At 63.2% G+C, this 13,796-nt stretch carries 11 protein-coding genes; 7 read left to right on the forward strand and 4 right to left on the reverse strand.

Annotation, left to right across the window (positions count from 1 at the left end):
- Positions 1-232 precede the first annotated feature (232 nt).
- Complete coding sequence (locus tag AC0NID_RS14270) at positions 233-976, reverse strand: L,D-transpeptidase (RefSeq protein WP_473454586.1); 744 nt, start codon at positions 974-976, stop codon at positions 233-235.
- Positions 977-1,188: 212 nt separating this feature from the next.
- Between AC0NID_RS14270 and AC0NID_RS14275 the strand changes: the two genes are divergently transcribed.
- Complete coding sequence (locus tag AC0NID_RS14275; RefSeq protein WP_473454587.1) at positions 1,189-1,824, forward strand: DNA-3-methyladenine glycosylase I; 636 nt, start codon at positions 1,189-1,191, stop codon at positions 1,822-1,824.
- 1 nt (position 1,825) lies between these two features.
- Here AC0NID_RS14275 and AC0NID_RS14280 read toward each other — a convergent pair whose 3' ends face one another.
- Positions 1,826-2,077, reverse strand: coding sequence for a hypothetical protein (locus tag AC0NID_RS14280; RefSeq protein ID WP_473454588.1), 252 nt, complete (start codon positions 2,075-2,077; stop codon positions 1,826-1,828).
- A gap of 196 nt (positions 2,078-2,273) precedes the next feature.
- Here AC0NID_RS14280 and hisS point away from each other — a divergent pair, with 196 nt between their 5' ends.
- The 4 genes from hisS (at position 2,274) to AC0NID_RS14300 (ending at position 7,855) form a co-directional block, all read left to right on the forward strand.
- Positions 2,274-3,839, forward strand: a complete 1,566-nt coding sequence (gene hisS, locus AC0NID_RS14285) for a histidine--tRNA ligase (RefSeq protein ID WP_473454589.1) — start codon at positions 2,274-2,276, stop codon at positions 3,837-3,839.
- Between the two features lie 237 nt (positions 3,840-4,076).
- The gene (locus tag AC0NID_RS14290; RefSeq protein ID WP_473454590.1) at positions 4,077-5,198 is read left to right on the forward strand and encodes an ATP phosphoribosyltransferase regulatory subunit; all 1,122 of its coding nucleotides are present in this window, start codon (positions 4,077-4,079) and stop codon (positions 5,196-5,198) included.
- Positions 5,195-5,896 (forward strand): ATP phosphoribosyltransferase, encoded by a 702-nt coding sequence (gene hisG / locus AC0NID_RS14295; protein ID WP_473454591.1) that lies wholly within the window; start codon positions 5,195-5,197, stop codon positions 5,894-5,896. The genes AC0NID_RS14290 and hisG overlap by 4 nt, the downstream gene beginning before the upstream one ends.
- A gap of 192 nt (positions 5,897-6,088) precedes the next feature.
- Positions 6,089-7,855: an AMP-binding protein gene (locus tag AC0NID_RS14300; RefSeq protein WP_473454592.1), complete on the forward strand. Its 1,767-nt coding sequence runs from the start codon at positions 6,089-6,091 to the stop codon at positions 7,853-7,855.
- Between the two features lie 33 nt (positions 7,856-7,888).
- On the opposite strand, the gene AC0NID_RS14305 is transcribed toward AC0NID_RS14300, so the two are convergent.
- Together AC0NID_RS14305 and AC0NID_RS14310 are read right to left on the reverse strand one after the other, a co-directional pair.
- Complete coding sequence (locus tag AC0NID_RS14305) at positions 7,889-11,032, reverse strand: efflux RND transporter permease subunit (RefSeq protein ID WP_473454593.1); 3,144 nt, start codon at positions 11,030-11,032, stop codon at positions 7,889-7,891.
- Positions 11,029-12,195 carry an efflux RND transporter periplasmic adaptor subunit gene (locus AC0NID_RS14310; protein ID WP_473454594.1) on the reverse strand — a complete coding sequence of 389 codons (1,167 nt, stop codon included), beginning with the start codon at positions 12,193-12,195 and terminating at the stop codon, positions 11,029-11,031. The genes AC0NID_RS14305 and AC0NID_RS14310 overlap by 4 nt, the downstream gene beginning before the upstream one ends.
- 79 nt (positions 12,196-12,274) lie before the next feature.
- Here AC0NID_RS14310 and AC0NID_RS14315 point away from each other — a divergent pair, with 79 nt between their 5' ends.
- Entirely contained in the window at positions 12,275-12,496 is a 222-nt protein-coding gene (locus AC0NID_RS14315) for a cysteine rich repeat-containing protein (RefSeq protein ID WP_473454595.1), read from the forward strand.
- A gap of 162 nt (positions 12,497-12,658) precedes the next feature.
- Positions 12,659-13,762: a calcium:cation antiporter gene (locus tag AC0NID_RS14320; RefSeq protein WP_473454596.1), complete on the forward strand. Its 1,104-nt coding sequence runs from the start codon at positions 12,659-12,661 to the stop codon at positions 13,760-13,762.
- The last annotated feature ends 34 nt before the right edge of the window (positions 13,763-13,796 follow it).

Here is a 13,796-nt window from a genome sequence, read left to right on the forward strand (position 1 = left end):
AGACGAAGAAGGGCAGCGAGAAAGCGAACCGCTATGCCTGTCGCGCGACATGCCGGCGAGCCTGCGACCCGCCAACCCTATGTCACCAGAAACAAAAAGGGCAGCACGGGTTTGCCGCGCTACCCTTTCGTGACTGGCCGCATCCCCACACGGCCCGTCCCCCGTTGTTCTTTCGGCTGGCCTCAAAAAGCCAAAGCTAATGTCTTCTAGCCGAGATGATTCGTGACGGCAACTATATCACCACGACCGTCGTGCCAACATTGACCCGTTCATAGAGATCCACCACATCCTCGTTGCGCATGCGGATGCAGCCCGACGACACGGCGCCGCCGATCGTCCAGGGCTGGTTGGTGCCGTGGATGCGGTAGAGCGTCGAGCCGAGATAAAGCGCGCGCGCGCCGAGCGGGTTCTCGACGCCGCCGGCGACATAAGTCGGCAGATAGCGGCCTTTGGCGGCCTCGCGCGAGATCATCTCCGCCGGCGGCCGCCATTCGGGCCAGATCTTCTTCTGCGTGATCTTGTGCTTGCCGGCCCATTCGAAGCCCGGCTTGCCGGTGCCGACGCCATAGCGCCGCGCCTTGCCGTTCTTCTCGACCAGATAGAGAAAATTCTCCCTGGTATCGATGACGATCGTGCCCGGTTTGTGCGGGCCGTCATAGGCAACTTCCTGCGGCAGGTAGATCGGATCGATCTGCGGACGCGCGACCATGCGCTTGGCCGGCGCCTGCACCGCCGCCGTGCGCAATTGATCGGGCCGCGCCTGCCGCTGATAACGCCGCTGCGGCTTTTTCAAGTCTTGTCGGTTCTGCCGGACGATGCCCGGCGCGTGGCCAAGCTGCAGCACCCAGGGCGCCGAAAGGTCGGGGCTCACCACCACCGGCGGCCGGTCGGCATAACGGTCGTTGGCGCTGGAGGATGTAGCGGCAGCGGCCAGTACGGCCGCGGCGCCGAGCAGCGGGAACAAAAATCTCTTCATCGGAACGCACCTTGATCGTCGAACATGCCGGGGCGAAAGGCGTCCCCGGTTTCCGGGACATTGGGTGCGGAGCGGCAACCGAAACGTGAATCGGAATGCCTAAAATGCTGCTTTGTCAGTAAACCTCTTGGTGTGGTTACCGGCCGGTTCAGGAATCTGGTAAAGTCGGGGTAAAGCGGTACAGAAAGCGCCTTAACGAATGGAATTTCGCCATGCATGAAAAAACAGGACTGCTCGCCGGTCCCGACGGTATCGCGCGCTGCTTCTGGCACGGCAATCTGCCGGACTATCTGCACTACCATGATCACGAATGGGGCCGGCCGGTCGCCGACGACCGCAGGCTGTTCGAAAAGATCTGTCTCGAAGGCTTTCAGTCGGGCCTGTCCTGGCTGACCATATTGCGCAAGCGCGAGAATTTCCGCGAGGCCTTCGCCGGCTTCGATATCGACAGGATCACCGCCTTCACCGACGCGGATGTCGAGCGTCTGCTTGGCAATGCCGGCATCATCCGCCACCGCGGCAAGATCGTCTCGACCATCAATAACGCCAAGCGGGCGCGTGAACTGGCCGACGAGGTCGGCTCGCTGGCTGCCTGGTTCTGGAAGTTCGAACCCGGCCCGGACGAACGGCCCGAAATCGTCGATCTCGCCCATCTGCGCGCCAACCCGACCACGGCGGTCTCCGTGCGGATTTCGAAGAAGCTGAAAAAGCGCGGCTGGAGCTTCGTCGGCCCGACCACCGTCTACGCCTTCATGCAGGCCATGGGACTGGTCAACGACCACCTCGAGGGCTGCGTCTGCCGCGAGCAGGTGGAGAAGGAGCGGAAGGCGTTCAAGCGGCCGAAATAGCTCAAGCGCCGCCGGCGCCGGCCAGAAAAAGTCCGGCGATGATCGCCGCCAACGTGGCGAAGGCCGGATAGATCACCAGCAGGCTGATCACCAGCGCGTCGCGCATGGTCGGTCCTGGATGCCCGTCCGTGGCGACCTCGAATGGTCCCGCCGGTTGGCTCGCCGTGCTCGGCGCATGGCCATCGGCCGGCCGCAACCGGGGCAGCTCGCGGGCGCCGCTGTCGATAATGTCGAATTTCCGCGCCGTGGTCATGGCCCGAACCCCTTGTTTCGGCGCGCTTTATCGGCTGCGATTGTGTCGGCACGATGCCGCGCTTATGGCGGAATTGTTTCGTTTATCGCGTGGTTTGTTTCAGGAAAGGTGCAAACCCTTGCCGGTCCGGACAGGTTCGGTTAGGACACGCCCACTCGAAATAAGTCAGTTTTACTTAGCGAAAAGTACCCACCCCATGGCCGACAAATCGGAAAAAATGAAAGCGCGGCTGCCGCGCGGGTTTGTCGACCGCGGCGCCGACGACATCCGCGCCGTCGAGAAGATGATGGCGACGATCCGTTCAGTCTACGAGCTTTACGGCTTCGAGCCTGTCGACCAGCCGATGATCGAATACACCGATGCACTGGGCAAGTTCCTGCCCGACCAGGATCGGCCGAACGAAGGCGTGTTCTCGTTCCAGGACGATGACGACCAATGGCTGTCGCTGCGCTACGATCTGACCGCGCCGATGGCCCGCTTCGTCGCCGAGAACTTTGAGCGCCTGCCGAAACCCTATCGCAGCTACCGCTCCGGCTGGGTGTTCCGCAACGAGAAGCCCGGCCCCGGCCGCTTCCGCCAGTTCATGCAGTTCGACGCCGACACGGTCGGCACGCCGGGTGTCGCGGCGGACGCCGAGATGGCGATGATGATGGCCGACGTCATGGAGGCGCTCGGCATCAAGCGCGGCGACTACGTCATTCGGGTCAACAACCGCAAGGTGCTGGACGGCGTGCTGGAGGCGATCGGGCTTGGCGGTGATGAGAACGCCGGGCCAAGGCTGACGGTGCTGAGGGCAATTGACAAGCTGGACAAGTTGGGTGTCGAAGGCGTGCGTCTGCTTCTCGGGGCAGGGCGCAAAGACGAGAGCGGTGATTTCACCAAGGGCGCAGGGCTTGGTAGTGCTCAAGTCGATGAGCTCATGGAGTTTATTGAGCAGGCGAATAAATCAGCCGATGCCATGCGGAAAGCAGCCGGCGCGGGTGATTTGTTTAACAACGAAGTCGATCAGAGCTATTTCGTTTTGAAGGCGGGTAGCACTTTCTACAATTCTGAGCTTTGTGTCGAAGGGCACCAGCAGCTTGAGGAAATACGGGGCCTGGTACGAAGTGCCGCCTATGGGATGGATCGAATTATGATCGACCCCTCGGTCGTCCGTGGCCTCGAATACTACACCGGCCCGGTCTACGAAGCTGAACTTCTGGCCGAAATTCCCAACGAAGAGGGAAAAATCGTCCGTTTCGGCTCGGTCGGCGGCGGCGGGCGCTATGACGGCCTCGTCTCGCGCTTTCGCGGCGAGCCGGTGCCGGCGACCGGCTTTTCCATTGGAGTCTCCAGGCTGATGACCGCGCTGAAGAACCTTGGCAAGCTCGACACGTCCGATGTCATCGCGCCGGTCGTCGTGCTCACCATGGACAAGGACACCGAAAGCCTCGGCCGCTACCAGAAGATGGTGGCCGAGCTGCGCGCCGCCGGCATCCGCTCCGAAATGTATCTCGGCGGCGCCGGCATGAAGGCGCAGCTCAAATATGCCGACCGCCGCGGCAGCCCGGTCGCCATCATCCAGGGCGGCGACGAGCGGGCCAAGGGCGAGGTGCAGATCAAGGATTTGATCGAGGGCGCCCGCATGTCGGCGGAGATTACCGACAACGCCGAATGGCGCGCCGCGCGACCGGCGCAGGTGACGGTGGCGGAGAGCGAGCTGGTTAGCGAGGTGAGGAAGATACTGGCGGCGCAAGCGGAGGAGAGAGCACGTGGCAAATAGAGGCCGCGTTCTTTCGCGCCCCCCTCTGTCGTGCCGGACTGTCCGGCAGGACAGAGGGGGGCGCCGTGGAGCGCTGGCTCTCCCTTCTCCCCTTGTGGGAGAAGGTGGCCTCGCGAAGCGCGGTCGGGTGAGGGGTGTTCCAGGGAACGCCAATGCCTCATTTCTTCCAGCCATCCGTCTTGGCGTTGCGCGCCAATCAACCTTCTCCCACAAGGCGAGAAGGCAAGGTGGCGCCTCGTGACCTCCCGCTATCCCGCCATCGCATCAGACATCGCCAAGCTGTTCGCCGCGCGCGGCACACACGCTGTCGAGGTGGCCGTGCTGCAGCCGGCCGACCCGTTCCTCAATATGGCGGGAGAAGATCTGCGCCGTCGCATCTTTCTCACCGAAAGCGCGACCGGCGTCACCCTTTGCCTGCGGCCTGAATTCACCATTCCGGTCTGCCTCGACCACATCGCCAGCCAGGCCGGCACGCCGCGCCGCTATTCCTATCTCGGCGAAGTGTTTCGCCAGCGCCGCGAGGGCGGCAACGAGTTCTTCCAGGCCGGCATCGAGGATCTCGGCGACGGCGACATAGCACAAGCCGACGCCCGTTCGCTGGCCGATGCGCATGCGCTGCTTTCGCTGGTGCTGCCGGGCCAGGCTTTGACAGTCACGCTCGGCGATCAGACCATATTCGAGGCGGTGCTGGCCGCGCTCGGCCTGCCGCGCGGTTGGCGCATGCGGCTGGCCCGTGCCTTCGGTTCGGCGACGATGCTGGAGGCGGCGCTTGCCGACCTCGCCAACCCGCCGCGCAACGGCCAGCTCCCCGGCCCGGTCGCTGCCCTCGTCCACGACGGCGATCTGGAACGGCTTTCAACCCATATCGCCGGCGGCATGGAGCAGGCAGGCTTATCGGCATCGACCGGGCGCTCGCCGACCGACATCGCGCGGCGTCTAATCGAGAAGGCCGAACTTCGCAGCGTCAGGCTGTCGAACGAAGCGTTTTCGGCGCTAAAGGGTTTTCTGGCGATCGACGTGCCGCTCAACAGTGCGGCACAGGCGCTCGAAATCTTCGCGTCCGACGCCGGCCTTTCGCTGGGCGCGGCGCTGGACAGTTTTTCAGCGCGCGCCAAGGCGATCGAAGCGCATGGCCTGCCAGTCGAAAAAATCCGCTATGACGCCGCCTTCGGCCGCCCGCTCGATTACTACACCGGCCTGGTCTTCGAGATCGCTGCGCAAGACAGTGACCGGCCGCTGGCCGGCGGCGGCCGCTACGACCGGCTGCTGACGCTGCTCGGCGCGAAAAGACCGATTCCCGGCGTCGGCTTTTCCGTCTGGCTCGACCGCATCGAAGCGTTGCGGGAGAAGGCACGATGATCACGCTGGCGATCCCGTCGAAAGGCCGGCTCAAGGAGCAGGCGCTGCAGGTGCTGGCGAGCGCCGGGCTTGCCGTCAGCCTGCCCGGCGACGAGCGCAAATACCGCGCCCGCATCGAAGGCGTGGAAAGCGTCGAGGTGGCGTTCCTGTCGGCGTCGGAGATTGCCGGCGAGATCGGCCAGGGCTCGGTCGATCTCGGCATCACTGGCGAGGATCTGCTGCGCGAAAACCTCGCCGACTGGGAAGCGCGCGCGGAGATCGTCGCCCGCCTCGGTTTCGGCAATGCCGATGTCGTGGTGGCGGTGCCCGACATCTGGCTTGATGTCGAAACGATGGCCGACCTCGACGACGTCGCCGCCGATTTCCGTCAGCGCCACGGCCGGCGGCTCAGGATCGCCACCAAATACTGGCGGCTGACCCAGCAGTTCTTTTCGCAAAAGCACGGTATCCAGGTCTATCGCATCGTCGAGAGCCTGGGCGCTACCGAAGGCGCGCCGGCGGCGGGATTGGCCGACGTCATCGTCGACATCACCACGTCAGGCTCGACGCTACGCGCCAACCATCTGAAGGTGCTGGCCGACGGCGTCATCCTGCGCTCGCAGGCTTGTCTAGTCGCGTCGAGGAAGACGCGCGCGGCCGCCGACGAGGCTTTTCTGCGCGACGTCGCGGCGAAGATGAGCGCTCTCCCTCCCCCTTGAGGGAGGGTGCCTCGCGAAGCGAGGCGGGTGGGTCTTCTCACGTCGAGCACTGCTATAACGACCCCACCCGTCCATCCGCCTTCGGCGGCTGTCCACCCTCCCCTCGAGGGGGAGCGATCGAGCTCCACTACCATCGACGGGATTTCCACCACCCTGCCGGGCTGATAGGCTCGGTCCACGGAGGAGAATGCGATGCCGATCAATCTCGACGAGTTGAAGAACGCCACCAACCTGCGCGGTCCGCGTAAGGACGGCACCTTCGTCGCGCCGGTCGACGGCAAGGCGCATGTGTCGGGCGAGCGCGCCGTGCCGCTGCTGCAGCAGACGATCCCGGCGCTGCTTTCGGACACCGTCAGCAAATACGGCACGCTCGATGCCGCCGTCTTCGTCGACCAGGACAAGCGTTTCACCTGGAGCGAGTTGTACGACACCGTCGATGCGCTGGCCGCCGGCTTCCTGGCGCTGGGTCTGGAAAAAGGCGATCGCGTCGGCATCTGGTCGCCCAACCGCTGGGAATGGCTTGTGACGCAATTCGCCACCGCGCGCATCGGTCTGATTCTGGTCAACATCAACCCGGCCTACCGGCTGACCGAGCTGGACTATGCGCTGAACAAGGTCGGCTGCAAGGCGCTGGTCACGGCCGCCAGGTTCAAGACCTCCGACTATCTCGGCATGATAGAGACGCTGGCGCCCGAGATCGTGACGGCGACTCCGGGCAAGCTCGAGGCGAAAAAGCTGCCGACGCTGAAGATCGTCATCCGCATGGGCGAGGAGAATTCGCCCGGCATGTTCAATTTCGCCGACGTGCTGGCGATGGCCGGACGCGACGAGCATGACAGCCTCGACCGGATCTCCGAAGGGCTGAAGCCGGACGACGCCATCAACATCCAGTTCACCTCAGGCACGACAGGCGCGCCCAAGGGCGCGACGCTGACCCACAACAACATCGTCAACAACGGCAATTTCGTCACCTCGGCGATCAGGCTCGGCGTCGACGACCGGCTGTGCATCCCGGTGCCGCTCTATCACTGCTTCGGCATGTCGATGGGCACGATCGGCTGCGTCACCAAGGGCGCCACCATGGTCTTCCCGGGCGAGGGCTTCGATGCCGGCGCCACGCTGAAGGCGGTGGCGGCAGAGCGCTGCACCGGCCTCTACGGCGTGCCGACCATGTTCGTCGGCCTGCTCGACCATCCCGATTTCCAATCCTTCGATCTATCCAGCCTGCGCACCGGCATCATGGCCGGCTCGCCGTGCCCGATCGAGGTGATGAAGAAGGTGGTGTCGCTGATGCACATGGCGGAGGTGACCATCGCCTATGGCATGACCGAGACCAGTCCGGTGTCGTTCCAGAGCAGCGTCGACGATCCGCTGGAAAAGCGCGTCTCGACGGTCGGGCGCGTCCATCCCCATGTAGAGGTCAAGGCGATCGATACCGATGGCGCGACCGTTGCGGTCGGCGCGCCGGGCGAGCTGTGCACGCGCGGCTATTCGGTGATGAAGGGCTATTGGGACGACGAGGAAAAGACCCGCGAGGCGATCGACAGCGGCGGCTGGATGCACACTGGCGACCTCGCCACCATCGATGCCGAGGGCTACTGCAACATTGTCGGCCGGGTCAAGGACATGGTCATCCGCGGCGGCGAGAATGTCTATCCGCGCGAGGTCGAGGAATTCCTCTATCGCCATCCCAAGGTCAGGGAAGTGCAGGTGTTCGGCATTCCCGATCCGAAATACGGCGAGGAGCTTTGCGCCTGGATCGTGCTCAAGCCAGGCCAAGTCGCCACCGAACAGGAGATCAAGGCCTTCTGCGCCGGCCAGATCGCCCACTACAAGATCCCACGCCACATCCGTTTCCGCACCGAATTGCCGATGACGGTGACCGGCAAGCCGCAGAAATTCCTGATGCGTGAGGCGATGGTCGACGAGCTTGGGCTGGTGACGCAGAAGACGGCTTGAGGGGGGAAGTCCCTTCGAATTGTCTTGCCGGATTTAGCCGGCAAGCGTGACCTCGCGCTTGGTCTTGCGCGCGGCGCGCCATTCCTCGAACCGTTGCAGGATGACGAAGAAGGAAGGCACGAAGAGCACGGCGAGGCAGGTCGAGGCGATCATGCCGGAAAAGACCGTGATGCCGATCGACTTGCGCGCGCTGGCCCCGGCGCCTGTGGCCACCACCAGCGGCGCGACACCGAGGATGAAGGCGAAGGACGTCATCAGGATCGGGCGGAAACGAGCGCGTGCAGCCTCGATCGCCGCTTCGACGATCGGTTTGCCGGCGGCGCGCAATTCGCGCGCCACCTCGACGATCAGGATGGCGTTCTTGGCCGATAGTGCGATCAGCAGGATCAGGCCGATCTGGACGTAGAGATTGTTGTCGATGCCGAGGCCGTTGAGGACCAGGACCGGACCCACCAGCGACAGCGGCGCGGCAAGCAAGATCGAGATCGGGGCCAGCCAGCTCTCGTATTGGCCTGCCAGCACCAGATAGACCAGGAGCAGCGCCAGGCCGAACACCAGATAGATCTGGCTGCCGACAAGCTTTTCCTGGTAGGACAGCGCCGTCCAGTCGTAGCCGGTGCCGGGGGGCAATGTATCGGCCGCGACCCCTTCCATCAGCTTGATCGCGTCGCCCGACGAGAAGCCCTGCGCCTGCACGCCGATGATCGATGCCGAGGGATAGAGGTTGTAGAGGCTGATCAGCGAAGGCCCGACGCTTGGCGTGATCGTCAGCAACGTGCCGAGCGGGATCATGTCGCCGTTCTGGTTGCGCACGCTCAGGCGGCCGATATTCTCGGGTGTAACGCGGAATTGGGCATCGCCCTGCACATAGATCTGGAACACCCGCCCGAACTTGTTGAACTGGCTGACATAAGTCGAGCCGAGATAGCCGGCGAGCGTCTGGAAGACCTGGTCCGTGGTCAGCCCCAGTGTCTGCACCTTCTCACGGTCGAGTTCGACCGTGTATTGCGGAACGTTGGCGCGGAACGGCGCCGCCACGCGCTGGATGCCCGACTGCGTCTGGGCGGTCCTGGTCACCGCCTCGACCGCGCCTTGCAGCTTGGCGAGGTCGAAACTGCCATCGCGCAGCTCGACCTGCATGGTGAATCCGGCGGCGTTGCCGATGCCCTGGATCGGTGGCGGCGGCAACACCAGCACGGTTCCGTCACCCATGTCGGACAGGTTTTTGTTGAGCGTTGCGTAAAGCGAGGCAAGATCCTCACCCTTGCCGCGCAGGCTCCAGTCCTTGAGGATGATGTAGGCGACGCCGGCGTTGGCGAGCGTCGAATTGTTGTCGAGCGCCGAGATGCCCGCGATGGTCACGACCTGATCGACGCCCGGGGTGGCCTTGGCGAGTTTCGAGACCTGTTGCAGCGTCTCTTGCGTACGGCCAAGTGCGGCGCCATCGGGGAGCTGGACCGAAGCGAGCAGATAGCCCTGGTCCTCGATTGGAATGAAGCCGGTGGCCACGCGCGATATGCCGTAGCCCGCCGCGCCGATGATCAGCAACGCAATGATGCCCATCACCGTGCTGTGACGCACCATGGCTCCGATCAGGCCGGCATAACGGTTCTCCATGCGCTGGTAGACCGCGTTGAAGCCGCGAAAGAAGAAATTGCGCTGGTCCCGCGGCACCGGCCGCCTGAGCCACGTCGCGCACTGCGTCGGCTTGAGCGTTGCCGCGTTGATGGCGCTGATGATGGCGGTTGCCGCAATCACCAGGGCGAATTGCGCATACATTTGCCCCGTGAGGCCGGGCAGGAACGCAGCCGGTAGGAACACCGCCATCAGCACCAGCGTGATGCCGATGATCGGCCCGAACAGCGCGTTCATGGCGGCAATCGCCGCATCGTGGCCCGACATGCCGCGCTCCATATTGTGGGCGGCTCCCTCAACCACGACGATGGCGTCGTCGACGACGATGCCGATGGCAAGCACAATGGCGAACAGGGTCGACAAATTGACCGAGAAGCCGAGCGCGGCCATCGCCGCGAACGCCCCGATGATCGTCACCGGCACGGTCGTTGCCGGCACCAGCATCGCCCGCCAGTCCTGCAGGAAGAGCAGGATGACGATGAGCACCAGGACGGCGGCTTCGATCAGCGTCTTGTAGACCTCGTGGATCGCCTGGCTGACGAAAATCGTGGTGTTGAAGGGGATCGAGTATACCAGCCCTTTCGGGAACTCGCGCGACAGTTCCTTCATCTTGGCCTCGACCTTGCCGGCCACATCGAGCGCGTTGGCGCCCGGCGACAGGAAAACGGCCATGCCCGCCGCCGGCTGGCCGTCGAGATTGAAGAATTGGCCATAGGTCTGGGCGCCGAGCTCGACCCGGCCGACGTCGCGCACGCGCGTCATATCGCCATTGCCGCCGGTCTTGACGATCACGGCGCCGAACTGGTCGGGATCGTCAAGGCGGCTGGACACTTCGATCGTGTATTGGAAGGACTGGCCGTCGGGCGCCGGCGGCGCGCCGACCTGGCCTGCGGTGACCTGCTCGCTCTGCTGCCCCAGCGCCTGGACGACGTCCTGCGTGGTGAGGCCGCGCGCCTGCATCTTCTCCGGATCGAGCCAGACGCGCATGGAATACTGGCCGGCGCCGAACACATTGACATTGCCAACCCCCGGCATTCGGGAGAGCTCATCCTTCAGCCGGATGGTCGCGTAGTTGGCGAGATAAAGGCTGTCATATTGGCTATCAGGCGAAGTCAGCGTGACGATTTCGAGGATCGAGGTCGACTTCTTCTGAACGGTGACACCTTGTACCTGCACCGCCTGCGGCAGCCCCGCGAGCGCAGAGGACACCCGGTTCTGCACAAGCACTTGCGCCTGGTCGAGATCGGTGCCTATCGCGAAGGTGACGGTGAGATTGTAGGTGCCGTCCGATGCAGCATAGGACTGCATGTAGATCATGCCCTCGACGCCGTTGACCTGCTGCTCGATCGGCAGCGCCACCGTGTCGATCACGGCGCGCGCACTCGCGCCCGGATAGCGTGTCGTCACCGAAACGGTGGGTGGCACCACGTCGGGATACTGCGCCACCGGCAGGGCAAAGAGCGAGATGATGCCGATGACGACCATGAGGATGGCGATGGTGTTGGCCAGGACCGGCCGCTCGATGAAGAATTTGGAGATCATTGCGCTGCGCCGTCCGTGGCGACCGCTTCCAGTTTTTTCTCTTGCGGTTCGATCTTCTGGCCAGGCACGGCCGTCAGCAGGCCGGAGACAAGGACGCGGTCATCCGCCGCGATGCCCTTGGTGATCACACGCAACGCTCCGACCAGTTGGCCGATCTCAACCGGGCGTTGCTCGACAACATCGTCCCTTCCGGCGACGAGCACGTAGCGGCCCTTCTGGTCGCTGCCGATCGCCCGGTCGGGAACGAGCAGCATGTCCGGTTCTTCGCCCAGCGGCACGCGCACGCGCACGAAATAGCCCGGTAGCAATGCCCGGTCTTCATTGGGCAGTACGGCGCGGGTCGCCAGCGTGCCGGTGGCGGCCGTAACCTCTGGCGCCGCATAGTCCAGCGTTCCCGCATGGGGATAGCCCGTCTCGCTCTGCAGGCCGACCTCGACCTGTATTTTCTTGATATCCTGCGCGGTTATCCCACGCTTGGCCATGGCGGCGCGAATGCGCAGCACATCCTGCTCGGAGATACTGAAATTGACGTAGATGGGAGCGAGTTGAACGATGGTCGCCAGCGTGGTGGTACCGTCGGCGCCGACCAGCTGCCCCATCGACACCTGGCGGGAGGTGACGATGCCCGCGAACGGCGCCTTGACCTCGGTGTAGCTCAGATTGAGTTGGGCCTGCTTGACGTCGACAGCACTCTGCTTCTGCTTAGCGATGTCTACCTGTGCCGCGGCTGAGGACTGGTCGGCCGTTGATTGCGAGATGATTTTCTGGGACAGCAGCTCCTGCTGCCGCTTCAGGTCGGCGCCGGACTGCTTGGCGGCAGCATCGGCCGAACCCTGCCCGGCCTCGGCTTGCTCGAGCGCCAGCTGATAGGTATCGGGCTCGATCAGGAATAGCCGGGCGCCGGCCTTCACCTCGTCGCCATCCTTGTAGTCGATTTCCTGGATGAAGCCCGAGACGCGCGCAACCAGCGGTGTCGTGTTTACCGCCGCAGCGCTGCCAGTGGCCTCAAGATAGGGAGTGACGCTCTGCTTCAACGGACTCGCCACGTCGACCTTGGGCGGAGGTGGCGGTACGTATGCGTTTTGCTCGCTGCATGCGCACAACAATATTGTAGCGGCGAACAGGCCTGTCGCCGACGCGATTCTACCTGATACGAAAAGCATTTTCCCCCGCTAGATACTTCCCGATGTATATCACATCATATGAAAGTGAGCTAATTTACATATTTGAGGGGAGTTTGTCATGCGGATTGCGTTAAGTGTGCTTTTCCTGGCAACTCAGATGGCGGCCACTGCGGCGCTGGCGCAGACGGCGTCCGAGCGTGAGGCCTGCGAGGCAGATTACAAGAAGTTCTGCAGCGGCGTGGAGCAGGGCGGCGGCCGCATCATCAAATGCCTGTCCGACCACATGAGCGAGCTGACGCCGGAATGCCAAAAGGTCGTCAAGGCGAACACGCCTGGATAGGACCGCAGCGGCATGATCTTTCCGGGCCGCGGTTGACATTATGTTTCGAGACTATCGGGCGCCTCGGGCGAGGCCTGCGGGCGCAGGGATAGGGAGTGGTCGCAACGCGCCAGATGTGCTCCAAATAGACTCTCCATAAGAGCACAAGCGTAAAAGGCTGCAATGAGTGTGTTGGCAAGATCGGCGGTTTCTTACGCGATGCCGCTGGCCGCCCTGGTTATGGCCGTCGCGGTCAGGGCCAGCGGGCTCTCGGTAAACCAAGACTCCCTCAACATCAGGATCCCTATCGGAGCGCTTTCGAGCGCTATCATGTTCGCCACCATTTTCGTGGTGCTCGACCACGCCGAAGCGGTGGCCCGGCGTGTAGGGGAACCGTACGGCACGTTGGTGCTAACCATTGCCGTGACGGCTATCGAAGTGTCAATCATCGTTTCCATGATGCTGCATGGAGAGAACAACCCGACGCTTGCACGCGAGTCCGTCTTCTCGACCGTAATGATAGCGTCCACCGGCGTTGTCGGCACGTGTCTCACGCTTGGTGGCTGGCGTCATCGCAAGCAGGCAATCGTTCGACAAGGCACCAGCGCCTATTTGGCGGTCCTGATCGCGCTGACCGTTATGACGCTTATTCTGCCGACCTATACGCGAGCTACGGATCCTGGCACGTTTTCAGCGGCTCAACTTGGTTTTGTGAGCGTGCTGTCAGTGTTGCTTTATACGGGTTTTCTGTTCGCGCAGACGGTCCGGCACCGGGAGGATTTCATCGAGGGGCAAGCACACGGCGTTTCGACCCGAGCAACTCCTCGCGAGAGCATCCTCGCCAGCGTTCTGCTGCTGGCAATCGGTCTGATCGGCATTGTCATGCTCGCCGAGCAAGTCGCTGCAAGCATCGAAGATGCGCTCATTGCTTATCAAGTGGTCCAGGCCGATGCCATTGTTGGAGCATTGATCGCGGGTCTGGTCTTGATGCCGGAATCCGTTTCAGCGGTTCGTGCCGCACTCAACAACGAGCTGCAGCGCGGTTTGAATGTCGCGATGGGTTCGGCTTGCGCCACGATTGGCTTGACGATACCGGCAGTCGCAGCCGCCAGCCTGCTGACGGGAAGGGGCCTGACCCTGGGGCTCTCTGCGGCTGACACCGTACTTTTGGTCTTGGCGCTTTTCATCAGCAGTGTCAGCTTTAGCAACGAAAGAACAACGTTCCTGACCGGTCTGGTCCACCTTGTCGTCTTTTTTGCCTTCGCATTTCTGATCTTCGTTCCATGAACGTGTATGCGATCTCGCGACCTTCTGAACGATC

Source organism: Mesorhizobium sp. WSM4821, from assembly GCF_055901555.1.